The 20,007-nt window shown below is 65.8% G+C and carries 19 protein-coding genes; 14 read left to right on the top strand and 5 right to left on the bottom strand.

The window, feature by feature from the left end; genetic code table 11:
- Nucleotides 1-24 precede the first annotated feature (24 nt).
- Nucleotides 25-423, bottom strand: a complete 399-nt coding sequence (locus ACNUDN_RS15860; protein WP_419122837.1) for a nuclear transport factor 2 family protein — start codon at nt 421-423, stop codon at nt 25-27.
- A 267-nt stretch (nt 424-690) separates the two neighbouring features.
- On the opposite strand from ACNUDN_RS15860, the gene ACNUDN_RS15855 reads away from it, so the two are divergent.
- From ACNUDN_RS15855 to ACNUDN_RS15825, 7 genes are all read left to right on the top strand, one after another.
- The gene (locus tag ACNUDN_RS15855) at nt 691-1,134 is read left to right on the top strand and encodes a DoxX family protein (RefSeq protein ID WP_419122836.1); all 444 of its coding nucleotides are present in this window, start codon (nt 691-693) and stop codon (nt 1,132-1,134) included.
- Nucleotides 1,135-1,340: 206 nt separating this feature from the next.
- On the top strand, nt 1,341-2,252 hold the full coding sequence (locus ACNUDN_RS15850) for a manganese catalase (RefSeq protein WP_419122835.1): 912 nt from the start codon (nt 1,341-1,343) through the stop codon (nt 2,250-2,252).
- A gap of 104 nt (nt 2,253-2,356) precedes the next feature.
- Nucleotides 2,357-3,508, top strand: coding sequence for a zinc-dependent alcohol dehydrogenase (locus ACNUDN_RS15845; RefSeq protein ID WP_431960186.1), 1,152 nt, complete (start codon nt 2,357-2,359; stop codon nt 3,506-3,508).
- An 11-nt stretch (nt 3,509-3,519) separates the two neighbouring features.
- Complete coding sequence (locus ACNUDN_RS15840; protein ID WP_419122833.1) at nt 3,520-4,122, top strand: hypothetical protein; 603 nt, start codon at nt 3,520-3,522, stop codon at nt 4,120-4,122.
- Nucleotides 4,123-4,247: 125 nt separating this feature from the next.
- Nucleotides 4,248-6,149 (top strand): S9 family peptidase, encoded by a 1,902-nt coding sequence (locus ACNUDN_RS15835; protein ID WP_419122832.1) that lies wholly within the window; start codon nt 4,248-4,250, stop codon nt 6,147-6,149.
- Nucleotides 6,150-6,271: 122 nt separating this feature from the next.
- A complete protein-coding gene (locus ACNUDN_RS15830; protein WP_419122831.1) occupies nt 6,272-6,550 on the top strand; it encodes a hypothetical protein in 279 nt (92 codons plus the stop codon).
- Entirely contained in the window at nt 6,547-6,882 is a 336-nt protein-coding gene (locus ACNUDN_RS15825; protein ID WP_419122830.1) for a DUF8129 domain-containing protein, read from the top strand. The genes ACNUDN_RS15830 and ACNUDN_RS15825 overlap by 4 nt, the downstream gene beginning before the upstream one ends.
- A 68-nt stretch (nt 6,883-6,950) precedes the next feature.
- Here ACNUDN_RS15825 and ACNUDN_RS15820 read toward each other — a convergent pair whose 3' ends face one another.
- Nucleotides 6,951-7,454: an SRPBCC family protein gene (locus tag ACNUDN_RS15820; protein WP_419122829.1), complete on the bottom strand. Its 504-nt coding sequence runs from the start codon at nt 7,452-7,454 to the stop codon at nt 6,951-6,953.
- Nucleotides 7,455-7,578: 124 nt separating this feature from the next.
- Here ACNUDN_RS15820 and ACNUDN_RS15815 point away from each other — a divergent pair, with 124 nt between their 5' ends.
- Nucleotides 7,579-8,430, top strand: coding sequence for a peptidoglycan recognition protein family protein (locus ACNUDN_RS15815; RefSeq protein WP_419122828.1), 852 nt, complete (start codon nt 7,579-7,581; stop codon nt 8,428-8,430).
- On the opposite strand, the gene ACNUDN_RS15810 is transcribed toward ACNUDN_RS15815, so the two are convergent.
- Nucleotides 8,410-10,677 (bottom strand): molybdopterin-dependent oxidoreductase, encoded by a 2,268-nt coding sequence (locus ACNUDN_RS15810; RefSeq protein ID WP_419122827.1) that lies wholly within the window; start codon nt 10,675-10,677, stop codon nt 8,410-8,412. The two genes, ACNUDN_RS15815 and ACNUDN_RS15810, sit on opposite strands and share 21 nt — an antisense overlap.
- A 105-nt stretch (nt 10,678-10,782) precedes the next feature.
- Between ACNUDN_RS15810 and ACNUDN_RS15805 the strand changes: the two genes are divergently transcribed.
- A complete protein-coding gene (locus ACNUDN_RS15805; protein ID WP_419122826.1) occupies nt 10,783-11,388 on the top strand; it encodes a TetR/AcrR family transcriptional regulator in 606 nt (201 codons plus the stop codon).
- Here the strand turns inward: ACNUDN_RS15805 and ACNUDN_RS15800 are convergent.
- Nucleotides 11,385-12,374: an SDR family NAD(P)-dependent oxidoreductase gene (locus ACNUDN_RS15800; protein ID WP_419122825.1), complete on the bottom strand. Its 990-nt coding sequence runs from the start codon at nt 12,372-12,374 to the stop codon at nt 11,385-11,387. The genes ACNUDN_RS15805 and ACNUDN_RS15800 overlap by 4 nt on opposite strands.
- A 204-nt stretch (nt 12,375-12,578) precedes the next feature.
- Here ACNUDN_RS15800 and ACNUDN_RS15795 point away from each other — a divergent pair, with 204 nt between their 5' ends.
- The 5 genes from ACNUDN_RS15795 (at nt 12,579) to ACNUDN_RS15775 (ending at nt 19,464) form a co-directional block, all read left to right on the top strand.
- Nucleotides 12,579-14,579 (top strand): DUF7064 domain-containing protein, encoded by a 2,001-nt coding sequence (locus ACNUDN_RS15795; protein ID WP_419122824.1) that lies wholly within the window; start codon nt 12,579-12,581, stop codon nt 14,577-14,579.
- 794 nt (nt 14,580-15,373) lie between these two features.
- A complete protein-coding gene (locus ACNUDN_RS15790) occupies nt 15,374-16,183 on the top strand; it encodes a glycosyltransferase family 2 protein (RefSeq protein ID WP_419125182.1) in 810 nt (269 codons plus the stop codon).
- Between the two features lie 163 nt (nt 16,184-16,346).
- Complete coding sequence (rfbF, locus tag ACNUDN_RS15785; protein WP_419122823.1) at nt 16,347-17,126, top strand: glucose-1-phosphate cytidylyltransferase; 780 nt, start codon at nt 16,347-16,349, stop codon at nt 17,124-17,126.
- Nucleotides 17,127-17,174: 48 nt separating this feature from the next.
- Nucleotides 17,175-18,431: a methyltransferase domain-containing protein gene (locus tag ACNUDN_RS15780; protein WP_419122822.1), complete on the top strand. Its 1,257-nt coding sequence runs from the start codon at nt 17,175-17,177 to the stop codon at nt 18,429-18,431.
- Nucleotides 18,432-18,435: 4 nt separating this feature from the next.
- Complete coding sequence (locus ACNUDN_RS15775; protein WP_419122821.1) at nt 18,436-19,464, top strand: NAD-dependent epimerase/dehydratase family protein; 1,029 nt, start codon at nt 18,436-18,438, stop codon at nt 19,462-19,464.
- Here the strand turns inward: ACNUDN_RS15775 and rfbC are convergent.
- Nucleotides 19,448-20,002 carry a dTDP-4-dehydrorhamnose 3,5-epimerase gene (gene rfbC / locus ACNUDN_RS15770; RefSeq protein WP_419122820.1) on the bottom strand — a complete coding sequence of 185 codons (555 nt, stop codon included), beginning with the start codon at nt 20,000-20,002 and terminating at the stop codon, nt 19,448-19,450. The two genes, ACNUDN_RS15775 and rfbC, sit on opposite strands and share 17 nt — an antisense overlap.
- Nucleotides 20,003-20,007 lie beyond the last annotated feature (5 nt).

The following is a 20,007-nucleotide window of genomic DNA, read 5'->3' as shown; positions in this document are numbered from 1 at the left end:
CCGGTGTTGTCGCGCCGGGTTTCATCATCGGCTGCGTTCGACGGCTTCACGCTGTATTCGATCGAACTGTGCGCCCATGGCCTCGGCCAGCGCTGTGGCGCCGGAGAGTGGCCGCACCATCACCATGAAGTCGTCGATCAATCCGTCATCGCCGATGTGCATGAAGTCGCATCCGGTCACCTGTTTGCCGGCGACGGTGGCCTCGAAAATCAGGGCGTGGTCGCGGCCGTTGCGGTCGGCGATCTCGCGTACATACCGGAAGTCTTCGAACACCCGCATCACCCCCCGGATGATCGCGGCGGTGATGGGCTTCCCGACATACGGCTTGTGCGCAATGGGGCTGGTGAACACCACGTCGTCGGCCAACAATGCCTCGATGGCGGCCTCGTCACGGGCCTCGACGGCCTGCCGGAATGGATGCATCGAACACCTCGTCGCCTCGGGTCGGCACCGTTGCCCACCGACTGCTCAAGACGTTAGCGCCTGACCCTCGGCCCGGCGCAATCCGGGGCGGCAGTACGACGCGACGCGCGTGCTGTCGGCCGCCCCTGCTCGCCGGAACCGGAACCCGGTCCAACGCCAAACAGGTTGTGCTGTGCTGTTTCTTCGGGCTTCGCCGGTTCCGGTCGGCGACCTGCAGGCGCCGGAGGTAGCGCCCTACGGATCCGCAGTAGCGCTTAACGTGACGGCATGACACGCAAGCTCGATGCGGCCCTGGGGCTGTTCATCTTCCGGATCGTGGTCGGTTTTCTGTTCGCTGTGCACGGCACGGTGAAGCTCTTCGGGTGGCCTGCCGGGGCGGGCAGCGCTGCGGCGGTGGCCGCATGGCCGTCGTGGTGGGCAGGGCTCATCGAGCTGGTCACGGGTCTGCTCGTGATGTCGGGACTGTTCACGCGGGCAGCCGCTTTCTTGGCATCCGGCACGATGGCCGTCGCCTACTTCTGGAAGCATCAGCCAGACGGCCTGATGCCGATTCACAACAACGGCGAATCGGCGGCTCTGTACAGCTTTGCCTTCCTGCTGCTGGTCTTCACCGGAGCGGGTGCGTGGGCAATCGACAACGTCAGGCGGAGAGCGTCCGCGCCGATCGACCGAGCCGACACCCTCTCGCTCGGCCGCCGAACCGCGGTCTGACCCGGCACGGGCCAGATGTCGAATTCCGCAGAGGACGGTCACGGAGGTTCGGAGTAGAGCCCGAAGACAGGTGGTCGGAAAGAGGTGGTCGGAACGAGGTTGTCGGAAGTGGTTTAGGCCGTCGCTCCCGGGTATCTCGGTCAGTGCCGCTGGCTGAGCAGATGCCCCCGGTTCCACAATCCGCGCCTGCCTTTCTGGAGATGTGAATGTTCCGCCATACCGATTACATGCAGTTCGACGTGAAACCCGAGAAGCCAGACCCCGTCTATGCACGCAAACTCCAGGAGTTGCTCGGAGGAGCATTCGGCGAGATGACGGTGACCATGCAGTACCTGATGCAGGGCTGGAACTGTCGCATGAAAGGCAAGTACAAGGACCTCATCATGGACGTGGCCACCGAGGAGATGGGCCACGTCGAGATGATCGCCACCATGTGTGCCCGGCTCTTGGAGGGTGCGCCGGCCACCGACGCCACCCAGAACGCTCTCGGGGACCCGGTCGTCGCGGCCGTGATGGGCGGGATGGACCCGCAGCAGGCCATCATGTCCGGTGGAGCGCCCACACTGTCCGACAGCCAGGGTTCGCCGTGGAACGGCAAGTTCGTGGTGGCATCGGGCAATCTGCTGGCCGACTTCTACGCCAACGTCGCTGCCGAAGCCCAGGGTCGGGTGCAGACCGCGCGACTGTGGCACATGACCGACGACCCCGGCGTCAAAGCGATGCTCAAGTTCAACCTGGCTCGCGACACCTATCACCAGAACATGTGGCTGGCAGCGATCGAGGAACTGCAGGCCGATGGGCTCGAAGGTGTGATCGCGCCCAACGACCTGTTCGACGAGGAGTTCGACGAGCACGCCAGCACGTTGTGGCACCTGTCCGACGGCGTCGACTCCGACAAGGGACGGTGGGCCAACGGGCCGCTTCCGGACGGCCGCCACACCGGCCGGTTTTTGGCCGACCCGCAGCCACTCGGGGATCTGCAGTCCGGACCGCCGCCGGATCCGAAGCTGTACTGCACGTATGACGGCGCCATGGGTGAGCCGCGTACGCCGGCATTCGGCACCGAGAAGGGCCTCGTCGGCAAGCTCAAGGACGCTGTCGACCCCGACAAGACCTGACCGTCCGGCGTCCGCGCGGGGCGGGGCGTCGTCGCAGCGGCGGCGCCGCGCCTCGCGGGTCGGTGGTCACGGTGTGAAAGTCGCCGTGCGAAAGGAAGCTGCCCATGAAGGCGATGACCTATCGGGGTCCGTACCGAATCCGGGTCGAACACAAGGACATCCCGCAGATCGAGCACCCCAACGACGCGATCGTCCAGGTCCGGCGCGCCGCGATATGTGGTTCGGATCTGCACCTGTATCACGGTCTGATGCCTGACACCAGGGTCGGCCACACCTTCGGCCACGAGTTCATCGGTGTGGTGCACGAGGTGGGTCCGTCGGTGCAGGACGTGAGTGTCGGTGATCGGGTGATGGTGCCGTTCAACATCTTTTGCGGATCGTGCTACTTCTGTGCGCGCGGGTTGTACTCCAACTGCCACAACGTCAATCCCAACGCGACCGCGGTCGGCGGGATCTACGGCTACTCCCACACGTGTGGCGGCTACGACGGGGGACAGGCGGAGTTCGTTCGGGTTCCGTTTGCAGACGTCGGACCGGTGCAGATTCCGGACTGGCTCGGTGACGACGACGCGGTCATGCTCACCGACGCACTGCCGACTGGCTACTTCGGTGCCCAACTGGGCGACATCGCCGACGGAGACACCGTCGTGGTCTTCGGGGCGGGTCCTGTCGGTCTGTTCGCCGCGAAGTCAGCGTGGCTGATGGGCGCCGGCCGCGTCATCGTGGTGGACCATCTGGACTTTCGGCTGGACAAGGCCGCCACCTTCGCCCACGCGGAGACGTTCAATTTCGTCGAGTACGACGACATCGTGGTCGAGATGAAGAAGGCGACCGGCTACCTGGGGGCCGATGTCGTGATCGACGCGGTCGGCGCCGAGGCCGACGGCAATCTGCTGATGCACGTGACCTCGGCCAAGCTCAAGCTGCAGGGCGGGTCGCCCGTCGCGCTGAACTGGGCCATCGATTCCGCGCGCAAAGGCGGAACGATCTCGGTGGTGGGCGCTTACGGCCCGATGTTCAGCGCGGTGAAATTCGGGGATGCCATGAACAAGGGGCTCACGATCAACACCAACCAGTGTCCGGTCAAACGGCAATGGCCGCGTCTGCTCTCCCATATTCAGCAGGGCTATCTGAACCCCAGTGACATCGTCACCCATCACATTCCGCTGGAGGACATCGCCGAGGGCTATCACATGTTCTCCGCCAAGCTCGACAACTGCATCAAACCGATAGTCGTCGTCAACCCGACTGAATGACCGGAGTTTTCATGGCCACCCCCTCCGACAACGTGCCTGTCTATACCGCTGCCCATCCGCCCACACCCGACAGCGCTGTGCTGCGCTCCCGAATCCCTGGATGGGGCGCTGATCTGGACCCTAGCGACCGCCCGTCGGGCCGAAAGCTGCGTCACGACCTGGAATCCGGAGCCCACTGGGACTTTCCGGAACGTCAGCGCGAGCTCGCAGCACGCGAGCGATCGCTCGAACATCGCATGCTCACACCGGTTTTCGGGACCGCGCAGCCGTTGCGCGGGCTGTCGGGAGCGCTGCGGCGGGTGGCGTACCACCGGTTCAGTGAAGGGCGGGCCGCGCATTGGCTGATCCTGTTGTACGCCGATCGCATCGATGTTGTCGAGCACCGCGTCGCGGGGCTGCTGTCGCTGAAACCGGACAGGCCGATCGCCGAGACCGGTGTGCGTGCTGAATGGACGCGCAGCGGACCGGCTTCGCGGTTCGGGCGCGGCCGCACCGACACCAAGCACATGTGGATGGACCCGCTCATCGCGATGGGACCGTCGCTGCTGCTCGGTGTCGTGTTGATGCGCGCGGTGATCCGACGTCGCAGGGCAAGCGCGCCCATGTCGCGCTGACCGGTCGGCGCCGCGCCGGGCTCAGACCGCGCCGGGGACGTCTGACCCCAGAATCTCTGCGGTGCGGCGACCGGTCCATGCTCGCGCTTGACTGTGCCGCAGCGTCCGAGTGTGTCCTTGACGGCATGGCAGCACCGACACGCATCCCCGTCGAAGACTTCTTCCGACCGCCCACCCGCGCCTCCGCGACGATCTCACCCGACGGCGCCAGGATCGCCTACCTGGCACCGTGGCGCAACCGCCTGAACGTCTGGGTCGAGGATCTGGACGATCAGCATCGATCCGCCGGCGAACCGCGTTGCGTCACCGCCGACGGCATCCGCAGCGTCATCAACTATGAGTGGACCGACGATCCGCGCTGGTTGCTCTACACCCAGGACCGCGGCGGCGACGAGAACTGGCACATCTATCGCGTCGATCTGGACGACCCGTCGGCGCCGGCCGCCGACCTCACGCCTTTTCCCGGGGTCAGAACCTATTTCGAGCTACTGGGTGACCGACCCGGCAAGGCCATGGTCGCCATGAACAAGCGGACGCCCGAACTGGCGGACGCCTACGAACTCGACATCGCCACCGGGGAACTGACCTTGCTCGCCGAAAACCCCGGAAAGGTCGCCGGCTGGTTCTCCAGCCGTGCCGGGGATCTGTTCGCCTATTCGTTGACGGGCGACGGCGACGTCGAGTTGTCGGTGTGGGAGCCAGGGCAACAGGCGCTGCGTTCGATCGCGGTGTATGACGGTGCCGACTACACCCTGAGCATGTGGCCGATGTCGGTCACGCCCGACGGCAAGGGTTTATGGCTCGGTTCGAACCGTCACCCGGACCGGACGACGCTGGTACGGCTGGACGTCGCCACCGCCGAGGAGACCGACGTCGACGACCACCCGACCCTGAGCATCGACCCGAGGGGCGGCGCCGACCCGACGTTACCCCAGCCGCTGATCCTGAGCCGGCGGACCGGAGAACTGCTCGGCGTGCGTTATCTGGGTGAGCGGCAGGTCATTCAAGCAGTGGATCCGCATTTCGCCGCGGTGCTGGAGAACGTGGAGAAGCTGTCCGACGGCGACCTCGCGAAGATCTCCTCTGACGACACCGGGCTGCGGTGGATCGTCGGCTTCGACCACGATCGGGAGCCCGGGGTGACCTACTTCTACGATCACAGCACCGGGCAGAGCCGGGAACTGTTCCGGCCGCTACCGCATCTGGACCCCGAGCAGCTGGCGCCCATGACGCCGGTCACCGTCCCGTCCCGCGACGGGCTGAAACTGCACTCCTATCTGACTTTGCCGGTGGGCATGACGGACCTGGCACCGCTGGTGCTGCTGGTGCACGGCGGCCCATGGTTTCGTGACAGCTGGGGATTCCAACCCGACGTGCAACTTCTGGCCAACCGCGGCTATGCGGTACTGCAGGTCAACTTCCGCGGGTCCACCGGTTACGGCCAGGCGTTCGTCAAAGCGGCGATCGGCGAGTTCGCCGGCACGATGCACCACGACCTGATCGACGGGGTGAACTGGGCTGTTGAGCAGGGCTACGCCGATCCCGATCGCGTCGCGATCTTCGGCGGCTCCTACGGCGGGTATGCCGCGCTGGTCGGGGTGACCTTCACCCCGGACGTCTTCGCCGCGGCCATCGACTACGTCGGGGTCTCCAGTTTGGCGAACTTCATGCGGACCCTGCCGGTCATTGCGCGGCCGCATCTGGCCAACAACTGGCACCTGTTCGTCGGTGACCCTGCCGACCCGGAGCAGGAAGCCGACATGCTGGCGCGGTCTCCGATCACGCGGGTGGACCAGATCCGCACTCCGCTGCTGGTGGTCCAGGGCGCGAACGACTCTCGGGTCGTGCAAGCCGAATCCGACAATCTGGTGGAGGCGCTGCGGGCCCGCGGCGTCGAGGTCGAGTACATGGTCAAGCCCGACGAGGGGCATGGGTTTCTCAATCCCGACAACGTGATCGACATGTACCACGCCGTCGACCGGTTCCTCGCCGAGCACCTCGGCGAGGCGCGTGACGAGAGTCGGTAGACCGCAACGCCGACGCCACGACCTGCGCGGGTTTAGGCCGCGCCCCGACGGCTATGGGTTGGTCAGGGCGTCATGCCGCGGGTATGGCTTCTGAAGAGATCGCCTGGCGAAGGGAGACGACCGTGAGTACCGATGACGTGGGCGCCACCACGGCCAATGACCTCGGCGGGGCCGACGACATGCTCAGTCCGATGGAGGCCACCGACTCCGATGAACTGCGTAACTCCGACGGCGACGAGGTCGTGGACCCGCCGGAGAGTTGGAGCGCAGCCGACAGGTACGGAGTGTCTTCGGAGGAAGAGCGCCTGGGCGAGACTCTTGACCAGCGTCTTGCCGAGGAGGTTCCCGATGTGGCACCGGCGGACATCGATCCGAAGCCACGAGAAAGGCCGTACCAGTGACGAACCCCGCGGACCTGCCGATACCCGACTTCGACCAGCTGACCCTGGGCGATCTTGCGCACCGCATCCGGTCCCTCGACAAGGCCGAGTTGCAGACAGTGCTCAACCACGAAGCCGGTCACGCCGCACGGGTTCCGGTCCTCGAGATTCTGGAAGCCCGAGCGCGCGAACTCGATGACGGTGCGCTGCCGTCTCCAGGCGATCCGCGCCGTGCGCCGCGGGTGCAGTCGACGCCGGGAGGCTCTCCGGTGCAGGAATCGACAGCCGCCGAGGCCAACAGCCCCCTGCGTCACGGAGTGGCAGACCAGACCCCCAAGAGAGGTCGTCCTTGAGCCACTCCGGGATCGCCGGTCCCGGTTGCCCCAACCAGATCGACCCTGTCGGATCGGTAGCCTGCAGGTCAGTCGCCGAGTTCCGCGACGCGGCGTTCGGCCATCGCGGCCAGCCGCCACGTGGTTTCGCGATTGCGGGGAAAAGCAATGGCCAGCGCAACAGAGTGGGGCAGCCAGCTCAATGGCGGCGACACCGGCACCTCGGCCATCTCGATCAGGCATCCGCCCTGTGGAAGATCATATCCGCCGTGTGGAAGATCATATAGCCGCAAGGTGATCCGGGCTTTTCCGAAAGGCCGGCCGTTGGCGACCAACACGAGCTCATGCTCGGGAACCCAGGATTCGACCAGGGTGCTGTCGTCGATGACGGCAGGCCACACGCCGATCGAATGGTGAATGGTGCTGCCGGGTTGCGGCCACTGCGGATCCACCGCGCGCATGCGGCTGTTACCGACAACCCACTGTGAGTAGGTCCAGCCGTCGGCGAGCACGGCCCACACCCGCTGCCGCGACGCCGAGGTCTCACGCCGCACCAACGGCGAACTGGTGATCTCATCAGGTTCTGACGCCACCCTCAGCGACTACCCCGGACGCACGGGGACAAACGTTCCGGCCGGCCTTTCGATCCAGCCGGGGCGTCCTAATCTGGAAGCAGACTTCCTTCATGAACGTGTGGCTGTCGGAAAGGTGTCATCCATGCCGCAGACCGCCGGCTGGCGTGGAGACCCGCTCTGGCTGCCTGACGTGCTACGAGCCGAGGGCATCGACGTCGCCGAGTTCCCTGGTTGGCGCGAGCGCGGGCACGGCGATTTCAAGGACATCAGGGGGGTGATGGTGCACCACACCGGTTCTGACAGTGCGTCGGCAGCATCGATCGCCTTCGGCCGTCCCGATCTGGCAGGTCCGTTGTCCCAGTTGCACATCGCACGAGGGGGCACGGTGACCGTGGTCGCGGCGGGGGTGGCCTGGCATGCCGGTGTCGGGATGTATCCGTGGCTGCCGGTCAATATGGGCAACTGGCACACCATCGGCATCGAATGCGCCAACTCGGGGACCAGCCCGACTGCCCCGCATCGGCGGAACTGGCCTGACGCACAATATTTCGCGTTGGTCGCCAGCTGCGCGGCGATCAACCGGCGGCTCGGCCAAACCGCCACCCGCACGATCGGTCACAAAGAGTACGCCGGCCGCGCCCAGGGCAAATGGGATCCGGGCGCGATCGACATGGATCGGTTGCGCCACGACATCGCCGCGCGCATCGGCGCTGTGCAGGGTGGCTCGAACCCGAGACCCCCCGTTCCGGTCGGCGAGTACGCCGATGTCCTGCTCTACCCCGGGTCTTCGGGCCCCCAGGTCGCAGAACTGCAACGGCGTCTGAAGCGCGCGTATGCGGCGTATGCCGGGGAGCTGGCCATCGATGGCTTTTTCGGTCCCGAAACGGAGTCCGCAGTAAGGGAATTCCAACGGAGAACGCCGGGACTGAAGGTCGACGGGGTGGTTGGTCCGGCAACCGCGGCTGCGCTGCGACTACGTCGGGTCGACCCCTGATCGATCAGCTGCGCTGACGGTGACCGGTATGCCGTTGAGGGCGCCGTTACCTGACGGTTGGTCGAGGAAATCCGGTGGGGACAGCACATTGATGTTCACGCCGGGAGACTTGTTGGCCACCGAGAGTCGCGTTCCCGCCATGCCATGACCCCAACCGTGCGGCAGCGACACCACCCCAGGCTTGATCGCATCGGTCACCTCGACCGCAACCTCCAGCTGTCCGGACACCGAGCGCACTCGCACCCTCTGCCCGTCCGATAGGCCCCTGCGACGCGCATCATCGGTATGCATCAGCAGGGTGCAGCGGTCTCGCCCCTTCATCAGCGGACCGACGTTGTGCAGCCACGAGTTGTTGGAGCGCAGGTGTCGTCGACTGACCAACACCAGGTCCCGGGGTTCGCGGGTGAGGCGGCGCGCCAGCCTGGGCAGGTCATCGAGCAGATAGTCCGGTGCCATCCGAATCTTGTGATCGGTCGTCCCGAGGACCTCGGGCACCCGGGGCACCATCGGGCCGAAGTTGACCCCGTTGGGCAGCGTTTTGAGCTTGTCCAGCGTCAACCCGTCGGGCTTTTGCCCGTACCGGTCACCGAAGGGGCCGGTTCGCAGTGTGAGATCCAGGATGCGTTCGGGACCGCCGTGGTCGTAAAGTGCGCGGATCTCGGCGCCGTCGAGGCCCTGGGTGAAGCACAGGTAGTCGAAGAAGCCGTCGTCGAGCGCGGTGACGTCGACGTCCTCGGCCGGCGTGCCGGTGCACAGTCCGGTCAGGCGGATGAGGATCTCCCATTCTTCGGGGGCGCCGGGATCGGCCCTGGTGAATACCGGCGGGGAGTAGTTCGCGATGCTGTTGACGGCGAAGTTGAGGATCAGATCGTCGTGATGCGGCTGTTCCAGCGGGGATGGGCCCGGCAGGATGACGTCGGCGTGTCTGGTGGTTTCGTTGAGCCACAGATCGATCGAGATCATGGCCTCCAGCCCCGGCAACACCCGGTCGAGTTCGTGGCCGGCCGGGGTGGACAGCACCGGGTTGCCCGCAACGGTGATCAACGCCTTGATCTGGCCCTCGCCCGGGGTGGCGATCTCCTCGGCCAGACACGACGCCGGGACCTGGCCGAGTACCTCCTTGGCGCCGCGCACCCGCGTGCGGTAGCGGCCGAACACCGGGGCGCCATCTTCCAGGCCCGGGATCGGCTGGGTGGTGATGGTCCACGCGGCGGGGGTGGGGAACATCGATCCGCCCGGGACGTCGAGGTGGCCGGTGAGGATGTTGACAACATCGACGAGCCAGCTGGCCAGACTGCCGAACTCCTGATTGCAGGTTCCGATGCGGCCGTACACGACAGCCCTCGATGTTCCGGCGAGCTCGCGGGCCAGTCGCCGGATCCGCTCGGCGGGGATTGCGGTGACGTCGGCCACCCGCTCGGGTGGCCAGTCGGTGGCCACGGCGCCCACGATGTCCAGGCCGTCCAGGTACGGTCCCACCGCGCCTGGATTCACCAAACCCTCATCGAACAGTGTGTGCGCGACGCCCAGCAACAGGGCGGCGTCGGTTCCCGGGGTGATCGGCAGCCATTCGTCGGAGCGATCAGCAGTGGCCGTCCTGACCGGATCCACCACGATGACCTTGCCGCGCGTGCGGATCGCGCCGATCAAGGACATCACGTCGGGGGCGGCAAGCAGCGATCCCTGCGAGGCGGCCGGATTGGCGCCCATGATCACGAGCAGATCGGTTCGTTCGATGTCGGGGACCGGGAAACTCCACCAGCCGCCGTACATCAGGTGTGACGACAGGTTCTTCGGCCACTGGTCGACGGTGCCGGGGGAGTAGCTCAGCGGTATCCCGGACAACCCCAACAGAACGCCGCTGTAGCGGGCCAGCGAGAACGAGTGGGCCAACGGGTTGCCCGTGTAGGCCGTCACCGCCTCGATCCCGTAGTGCTCGATGACGGGAGTGAGCAGTTCGGTGCAGCGCCGAAATGCCGTCGCCCAGTCCACCTCGCGCCACTGGCCGTCGACTTTGATCATCGGGTGGCGGATGCGATCCGGATCTTCGTGAAGCGCCCCCAGCGAGGCGCCCTTCGGACAGATGTGGCCGCGACTCCACACGTCGTCCTTATTGGGACGAACCGAGCTCACCCGGCCGTCCCGGACCTGAATCGCGAGCCCGCACATCGCCTCACACAGTGGGCAGGTATAGAGGTGCACCCCGTCCGCTCCGGTCGGTGCCGGTGTACTGGTCGTTTGCGTCATCGGGGGTGGGCCACCTTCCGCCGGAGCCATTTGTCGTGCGGCAATGTAACGACAACTCGACGTGACACACTGTAACGACAGATCGCGTCGGAGGGAATGACATCGATGAAGGACGCTGCGCCCCGCCCGCGCCGGCACCACGGGTCCCGTCGCGACCCGGCGATCGATGACGCCGTGCTGGCGGCCACCCGCACGCTTCTGGTGACCCATGGCTATTCGGCCACGTCGATCGACTTGATCGCAGCCACCGCGAAGGTGAGCCGCCCGGCCATCTACCGCCGCTGGCGTTCGAAAGCCCACCTGGTCCACGAGGCGGCGTTTCCCGACCTGGGGCCAGCGCGCCGCGAGGACGACGTCGCCACGGAGATCGTCCGACTGTGTCGTGGCGCCCTGGCGATGTACGCCGACCCGGTTGTGAGCGAGGCGGTTCCGGGCCTTCTGCACGACCTTCGGCTTCAGCCGGCGATGCGCAGGCTGATCAACGACAGGCTGGAAGCGGTGGCTCGGCGTCAGCTTGCCGACCAGCTCACCGAGGGGATCGCCACCGGGACGGTTCGTGCGACCGCGGACGCCGACACCGTCATGGATGTGGTCGCCGGCGCGGCCTGGTACGCCGTGTGCGTGCGCCGGGTCACCGATATCGACTCTGCCGCAGCCAGACTGGCAGACCTGGTGTTACGGGGTGTCCTCGCGTCAGGCCAAGGTGACTAGAGGCGGCCGACCTGCCGGAGTCCCTCGACGGTGTCGGCAATGGTCTCGGCGGGTTCGCGCTGAGTGACACCGAGGTCACGACGCGCCGGCTCGTCGTCGGATTCGGGCATCTGGGTGTAGTACTGCATCGCCGCGGAGTTGATCGGTGTCTCGAACGGCAGGAAGGGCCCGACCACGTCGAGCAGCCTACCGGCGGTACGTAGCGCCACGTCGGGAACCGGATAGACCACCAGCGACTGTCCGGCCGCCGTGCCGATCATCGATGCCAGCTTGTCGACCGGAACACGTTGCCCGCCTGCCATATAACGCCGCGGACCACGGCCGGGCTCGAGCAGCGCCACATGAAGGTCGGCGAGGTCACGGACGTCGATGACGATCCAGCCGGCGCTGCGCCCGGGGACTCCGCGCATCTTCACCGACGCCTCGACGCCTTCGGCGGCCTCCCCGAACTGATTGCCCGCGGGCGGGCCGAGCACCATGCCGGGATAGGTGATGGTCACCGAGGCGCCGCCGTCCTGGAGGCCGCGGGCGTACGCCTCGACCGCCGCCTTGGATCTGCCGTAACCGTCGCTGCCACCGACCACCGGAAGGTCCGCGTGCAGCAGCTTCAGGTCCGGCCGGAACAGCGCGGTGAAACTCGATACGTGGACGATGGGATCGATGCCGGCGTGCGCGGCGCCGCCCAGAACGTTGCGTGCCCCCTCCAGGTTGGTGTGCAGCATCTCGTCGGCGCGGTCCGGGTCGGTGGAGACCATTGCGGCGCAGTGAATAACCGCGTCACAACCGCTCAGCGCGGCCTTGGTGGCTTCGGAATCGGCGATATCGCCGACCACGTGGTCGCTGACGTCGACGCCGATCCTCTCGGCACTGGTGGTGAGCCGCTTCGGGTTGCGGACCAGGAAGCGCACGTCGTGACCGGCTGTTTGGGCGGCTTTTGCAGTCCATGCTCCGACGAATCCGGTGCCACCCGTGACAAGTACTTTCATATGCCCCTCCGCGCGTCGCTTGGGCGGACGCTACCGTCCGGCCCCGCCCACAGTACGGACGGTCCGGTCCGGGCGACGCAGTCGTGTCGGGTGACATCGGTGTCCGCGGTCGGCGCACCGCCGCTGATGACACCTGGTTGACATCCGTCAAGAGATTTCGTCGATCTGCCCGTCGGGCTGTCGACGCTGCTATACGTTGGCGCGGTGCACTCCTCGTTGCATCCACAACTGATCGAAGGTCCCGCCGACCTGACCCCCGAATGGCTCACCGGCGCGATCGGTCGGGGCACCGTCAGCGATTTCACCGCCGAGCGCATCGGCACCGGTCAGATGAGCGAGTGCTACCGCGTGGCACTGCGGTACGCCGACGGTGAGGGCTGCGGCCCGTCGTCGGTGGTGCTCAAGGTAGCCGCGGCGGACCCCGCCAGTCGGCAGACCGGGCTGGCGATGGGTCTCTACGAGCGCGAGGTGCGGTTCTACTCCGATATCGCACCGGGCCTGGACGGCCCGGTGGCGCCGTGCCTTCACGCGGCGTATGACCCCCGGACCGGTGCCTTCGACCTGCTGCTCGCCGACGCTGCTCCCGCGACGGTGGGTGACGAGATCTCGGGTGCCACAATCGATCAGGCGAGGTTGGCGTTGACGCAACTGGGTCTGGTGCACGGGCCGCTGATGGGCAATGAGGCCCTGGCGGGCGCCGATTGGCTCAACCGTCAGTCGCCGGTGAACCAGGGGCTGATCACCACATTGTTCGCCGGCTATCGTGAGCGCTACCGCGACCACATCGCACCCGAGCACCGCGGTGTGTGCGAGCAGTTTGTCGGATCGTTCGACGCGTACCTGGCCGCTGAGAACGACGCCGGTGGACCTCGCGGACTCATCCACGGTGACTACCGGCTCGACAACATGCTCTTTGGTGCGCCGGGCGCGGACCGACCGCTGACCGTGGTCGACTGGCAGACCGTCACGTGGGGTGCCGCTTTCACCGATGTCGCGTACTTCTTGGGCTGCGCGCTGCCCGTCGAGCGCCGTCGCGAGAACTACGACTCGCTGCTCGCGGCGTATCACACCGCGCTCGGCCCGGGGCCAGCGGTGACCATCGGCGAGGTGCGCGAGGGTGTGCGTCACCAAAGCTTTTTCGGCGTGTTGATGGCGATCGTGTCCCCGATGCTGGTCGAGCGGACCGAACGCGGTGACGAGATGTTCATGGCCATGATCGCCCGGCACTGCCAGCATGTGCTCGACACCGAGGCGCTGTCCCTACTGCCTGCGCCGAGCGTGCCGGAACCGTTGCAGCCCAACGTCGACGATGAGGGCAGGCATACGCCGACCGACGAGGCGCTGTGGAGCGAGAGCTGGTATTTTGACTTCGCGGATCCGCACCAGCAGGCCGGGGGGTGGGTACGGCTGGGTCTGATCCCCAATCAACGCCGTGCCTGGATCAACGGTCTGGTGTGCGCGCCGGGCGCGCCGACCATCGCGCTGCTCGACTTCGACGCCGCCCTTCCCGACGACCACACCCGGGTGCGTGCCGACCACGCGGAACTCGACATCGACGTTACGGAGCCGCTGCGCATCTGCCGGGTGGCTGTGCGGGGCCGAGGAGAAGCCCACGACGATCCCTCGGCCTTGCTGCGCGCAGAATCGGGGCGGCCCGTCGAGGTGTCGATGGACCTCACCTGGACCACGGTGGGTCAGCCCTACCGGTACCGAGTATCCCCTCGATACGAGATCCCCTGCACTGTATCGGGTTCCGTGACCGCCGACGGGCGCACCTATGAGATCACCGATGCCCCCGGACAGCGGGACCATTCCTGGGCGGCGCGGGACTGGTGGAGTATGGACTGGGTGTGGAGTGCGCTGCACCTCGACGACGGGACGCATCTCCACGCGGTGGAACTGCGCATTCCCGGTGCGGCCCCGCTGGCCATCGGGTACGTCCAAAAGGACGACCGGCCGCTGGTCGAGCTGAGCGCGGTCACCGCCGGCACGACGTTTGCGGACAACGGTTTACCCCTATCGGCAGAGGTAGATTACGGCCCTGCGGGCGTCACCGCCGCCATCGAGGTCCGCGGGCACGCACCGGTGTTGCTGACATCTCCGGACGGCCGGTTGAGCCGATTCCCGCGAGCGTGGGGATCTGTGCAGACTGCCGACGGCCGTACCGGGGTGGGCTGGATCGAGTGGAACCGTAGTCAGTCCTGACGATTTTCGGGTTCTCGGCTCGTCGAGAAGTTCGCAGCGCGGGGCCCAAAGAGGCCTTCGCCATGTCGCTCTCGATCCCGACGATGGCCAAGCAACGGTGGCCACGCGATCACGTGCATGTCATACCCGGCGGCGGGCGCCGCGGGTGCTCCGGTGTGCGACACCGCGGTCCCGACCCGGTCAGCGCGGGCCGGAAACGTTGACGACAGATTAAATGTGTGATGCCGACGCAAAAGCCCATAGTTAGCTGGAAACGCGGAAGTGCGGATTGGCGAGACCAGCGGTAGCGCTACCGCGTTCCTGCCACCGTCTGATGGCGCCATTCCGATACAGCCAGTATTTCGCCGCCAAAGTAATGTCGAATTCAATAGATGCCATCGCAGAATGGGCGCAAAAGACCACCATGGTTACGCCTATGTATCTAATTACAAGATCATATTCTGCGATCATCGCCATTTCTGGTTAGCGACGGCACAGTGTTTAGCTGAGCTTTATGTTAATTGTTCAAGCGATGCGCCATTCACAATTGCGGGTTAGCCACGGCGCTGGTAGCGTTCGGCGCCGTAAGGCTTCGGAATGGGGGCCGAACAGTTCCATCAGAAACGCAGACTCTTTGCCAAAGTTGCGTCTATCCGCACGATGAACCGATTGCAGCGCTTCGGGGGGAACGCCAATCCACGGCATCCGGCCGGTATCAGGACGGTGTCAAGAACAGCGGAAACGGGGGATCAACAATGAGGAATTCGTCGACCGACGGCACCGGTGGTGCCGACCTCGGCCAAGCTCCGGCCATCATGTTGGCCGATGATGCGGGTCGCGCACACATCACCGCTGCCGGCGCGCGCATCCAGAACACATCCACGGTCAGCCTGGTGATTCCGGTGCGCAACGAGGCGCGCAATGTTGCCTGGGTGCTCGAGCAGATCACCGACGACGTCGACGAGATCATTCTGGTCGACGGGGCGTCCACGGATGCGACGCTGATCACCGCACTGCGATACCGTCCCGACATCACGGTGGTGCCGCAGGAGGGTGTCGGCAAAGGGAGCGCGCTGCGCACCGGTTTCCTCGCAGCCACCGGAGACATCATCGTGATGATGGATGCCGACGGCAGCATGGCGCCGCAGGAGATTCGGCACTATGTCCACTTCCTGCGTAACGGCTATGACTTCGTGAAGGGTTCCCGATTCATCGGCGGCGGTGGATCACTGGACATCACGCCCTTCCGCAAGCTCGGCAACCGCTTCCTGCTCGCGGTCTTCAACTCGCTCTACGACTCCGATCTGACCGACCTGTGCTACGGGTTCTGCGCGTTCCACCGTCGCTATCTGGAGTTACTGCAACTCTCCGCGACAGGTTTCGAGATCGAGGCCGAGATGACCGTCCAGGCGATGCAGGCAGGTCTCCGCATCGCCGAAGTGCCGTCTCTCGAAATGCCCCGCCGCTCAGGCAAGTCCAATCTGCGTGCGGTCCGTGACGGAACCCGGGTGCTGCGGACGGTGCTACGCGGCCATCGCTCCGGGGTCTCCGGTCACCTTCTAGAGGCGATCGCCAATCGGCGCGGGGTCGGCCGACCCAGCCCTGCTGCCGTCAAAGCCGGCTGACGAGCACGTACCCGGCGTCGACCACCGTCGGCGCCCTCAACTCCGGTCGGTGCCGCCCACGGCGCCAACGACGAGCTCTTCCGGCTACATCCGGATAGCGCCCCATTCATCCCATCGCCGGTGCCTTGCGTTCACCGGAAATCGAAACCACCCAGGAGCCATAGTGAAAGCTGTCATCCTCGCCGGCGGGCGAGGCACCCGCATCAGCGAAGAGTCCGAAAGCCGTCCCAAACCGATGGTCGAGATCGGCGGACGTCCGATTCTCTGGCACATCATGAAGATCTACGAGAGCGCGGGCATCACCGACTTCATCGTCCTTCTCGGTTACAAGGGCTACATGATCAAGGAGTATTTCACGAACTACTTCCTGCACACCTCCGATGTCACGATCGACCTTGCCACCGACAGTGTTGCGACGGTCCGCTCATCCACCGAGCCCTGGACCGTGACGCTACTGGACACCGGCAAACAGACGATGACCGGCGGACGGCTGCTGCGCGCCCGGCGGCACATCGGTGATGACACGTTCTCATTCACCTACGGCGACGGTGTCACCGATCTCGACGTGCGCAAGGTGATCGACCATCACCGCGGTTCCGGATCGATCGCAACTGTCACCGCCGTTCAGCCGCCCGCCCGCTACGGCACGCTCGAGTTCGACCGCGACCGGGTCTCGTTCCAGGAGAAGCCCATTGGCGACGGAGGTTGGGTCAACGGCGGCTTCTTCGTCGCACAACCGTCGCTGCTGGACTACATCGAGGGCGACGAGACCGTCTTCGAACAGGCGCCGATGCAACGTCTCGCGAAAGACGGTGAGCTTTCGGCCTACCGGCACAACGGATTCTGGCGTGGAATGGACACGCTCTGGGACAAGATCTATCTCAACGATCTGTGGGAGCGCGGAGTGGCCCCCTGGAAGATCTGGGCCGATCAGTTGGTGTAGCGCAGCGTCTGGCCGTTCACACTCCATCACGACCGAAAGAAGAACACCATGAAGTGTCGCCTGTGCGATTCGGACCGCCTGATCTCCGTGCTGGACCTCGGTGCGAGCCCACCGTCGCAGAGCTTTCTGACCGCCGATCGGCTCGACCTGCCGGAACCCACATACCCGCTGCATCTGCGGTTGTGCCAGACGTGCCTGCTGCTACAGATCCCTGCCATGATCACCTCGCAGGACACCTTCACCGAGTACGCGTACTTCTCGTCGTACTCGGACAGCTGGGTTCAGCATGCCCGCAGGTTCGTCGACCACGTCGTCAATCGGCTTCGGCTGAACCAGGATTCGCTCGTCGTCGAGGTCGCCAGCAACGATGGGTATCTGCTTCAGCATGTTCAGCAGCGCCGGATCCCGTGCCTGGGAATCGAACCGTCGGTGAATGTCGGAGCGGCAGCGCGCAAACGGGGGGTGCCCACCCAGACGGCGTTTCTCGATGAAGGTGTGGCGGCCGCCGTGCGCGCCAAACACGGGCCCGCCGACCTGGTCGTCGCCAACAACGTGTACGCGCACATCCCCGACCTGCGCGGGTTCACCCGGGCCCTGCGCGGGCTGATGAATGACAACGGCTGGCTCAGCATCGAGGTGCATTACGCGCTGAACCTGTTGATGCGCGGCCAGTTCGACACCATCTATCACGAGCACTTCCAGTACTACACGGTGCTCTCTGCGATGCGGGCACTGGCGGCCGGGGGGCTCTCACTGGTTGACGTCGAGATGCTGAGCACGCACGGCGGGTCGCTGCGGCTGTGGGCGCGTCCCGACGGCGTCGCCGCACAGCCCAGCGAACGGGTGACCGAGGCACTGTGTGTCGAGCGGGCAGCAGGCCTGCACAGCGTCGACGGTTACCTGCAGCTGCGGGACCGCACGGAGGCGATCCGCCATGAGCTACTACGGTTTCTGCTGGACTGCCGGCGGGACGGCAGGCGGGTCGCCGGATACGGGGCGCCGGCGAAAGGCAACACGCTGCTCAACTACTGCGGTATCCGCAGCGATCTGCTGGAGTACACCGTGGACCGAAATCCCTACAAACATGGGTGTTTCACCCCAGGCACCCGGATTCCCATCCACGACGTCGGCTACCTCGACGACGACAGGCCCGACGTCGTGCTGGTGCTGCCGTGGAACCTGGAAGACGAGATCACCCGGCAGCTACGCCATATCGCCCGATGGGGTGGCGAGCTGGTCTACCCGTTGCCCACCCTGCACGTCGCCGAACTGCCCGCAACGACACTGTCGACTCGGGTGGGTTAGCGCCATGAAGGTTCTCGTCACGGGCCATCAAGGCTACCTCGGCACGGTGATGGTGCCCGTCTTGCAGGCGGCTGGGCACCAGGTCACCGGCCTGGACGCCGGGCTGTTCTCCCAATGCGTGTTGGGGCCGGCCCCGCAGGATCCGCCTGGGCTGCGCGTAGATCTGCGCGATGTCTGCGTGGACCATCTCACCGGGTTCGACGCGGTCGTGCATCTGGCAGCGTTGTCGAACGACCCCCTGGGTGCGCTGGCGCCAACGATCACCTACGACGTCAATCACCATGCGTCGGTGCGGTTGGCGCAGCTGGCGAAAGAGGCCGGTGTTCGAAGGTTCCTGTATGCCTCGACCTGTTCGGTGTACGGTGCAGCCGGTGATGCGCCGGTCACCGAGGACGCCCCGCTGCGGCCGCTGACCCCGTACGCCGAGAGCAAGGTGAGGGTGGAGGACGACCTCGCGGCGATCGCCGACGAATCGTTCTCACCGGTGTTCCTCAGGAATGCGACGGCTTTCGGTTTCTCGCCGCGACTGCGCGCCGACATCGTGGTCAACAACCTCGTCGGTCACGCGATGCTGCACGGTGTCGTACGGGTTCTCTCCGATGGCACCCCGTGGCGTCCGTTGGTGCATGTCAGAGATATCGCCGGTGCGTTCCAGAGCGCACTGGAGGCGCCGGTCGAGACGATTCACTGCGCCGCCTTCAATGTCGGCACGGAGTCGAACAATTTGACGGTGGCCCAGATCGCCGCCGCTGTCGTGGAGGTGGTGCCGTACTCGCATGTGGAGATCACCGGCGAGAGCGGTGCCGACCCGCGCTCCTACCGGGTCGACTTCTCGAAGTTCCGGCAGGGGCTGGGGTTCGAGGCGGCCTGGCCGGTCCGGGTGGGGGCCGCCGAGCTCTACGCCGCATACCTCTCGCATGGGCTGACCGATGCCGGCTTCGCAACGAAGTTCGTCCGGCTTCGGCATCTGGAGGCACTGCAGTCCGGCGGGCTGCTCGATGAGTCGCTGCGGTGGGTCAGGGCAGCCGCGTGAGCGCCTCGGACCAGCGCGGTGCCGCCGCATCCTGGGCAGACACCATGGTGACCGCAAGCGGCCAACCGATGGCCAGATCCGGGTCGTCGTATGCGACCGAGAGGTTCTCGGAGGGGTCATGCGCACGGTCGATGCGGTAGCACACGTCGGCGGTAGGGGTCAGTGCCTGAAAGCCGTGCAGGAATCCCGGGGGGACGAAGAGATGGCGAAAGTGCTTGTCGTCGAGCAGAAAGGACTGCGTGCGGCCGAACGTGGGGGACCCGCGCCGGGTATCGACCAGCACATCGTGGACGGCGCCGTGCGCGCACCGGACCAGTTTGGCTTCACCGCGGCCCAGCCGTCCGTGCATGCCACGTACCACACCCTTGACCGTACGGGACTGCGAATCCTGGATGAACCCGGCGGCGGCGCCCGGCGATCCGAGATAGTCGTCGAAGATCTCCGCGTCGAAGGTTCGCGTGAAGAATCCGCGCTCGTCACGGAACGGCGTCGGGGTGAGCACCAGAACGTCGGCCAGCTCGGCGGTTTCGATTCGCATGAGGG

It is taken from the genome of Mycobacterium sp. smrl_JER01 (assembly GCF_048513595.2).
Taxonomy (GTDB): domain Bacteria; phylum Actinomycetota; class Actinomycetes; order Mycobacteriales; family Mycobacteriaceae; genus Mycobacterium.
This window is presented reverse-complemented; position numbering and strand designations above follow the sequence as displayed.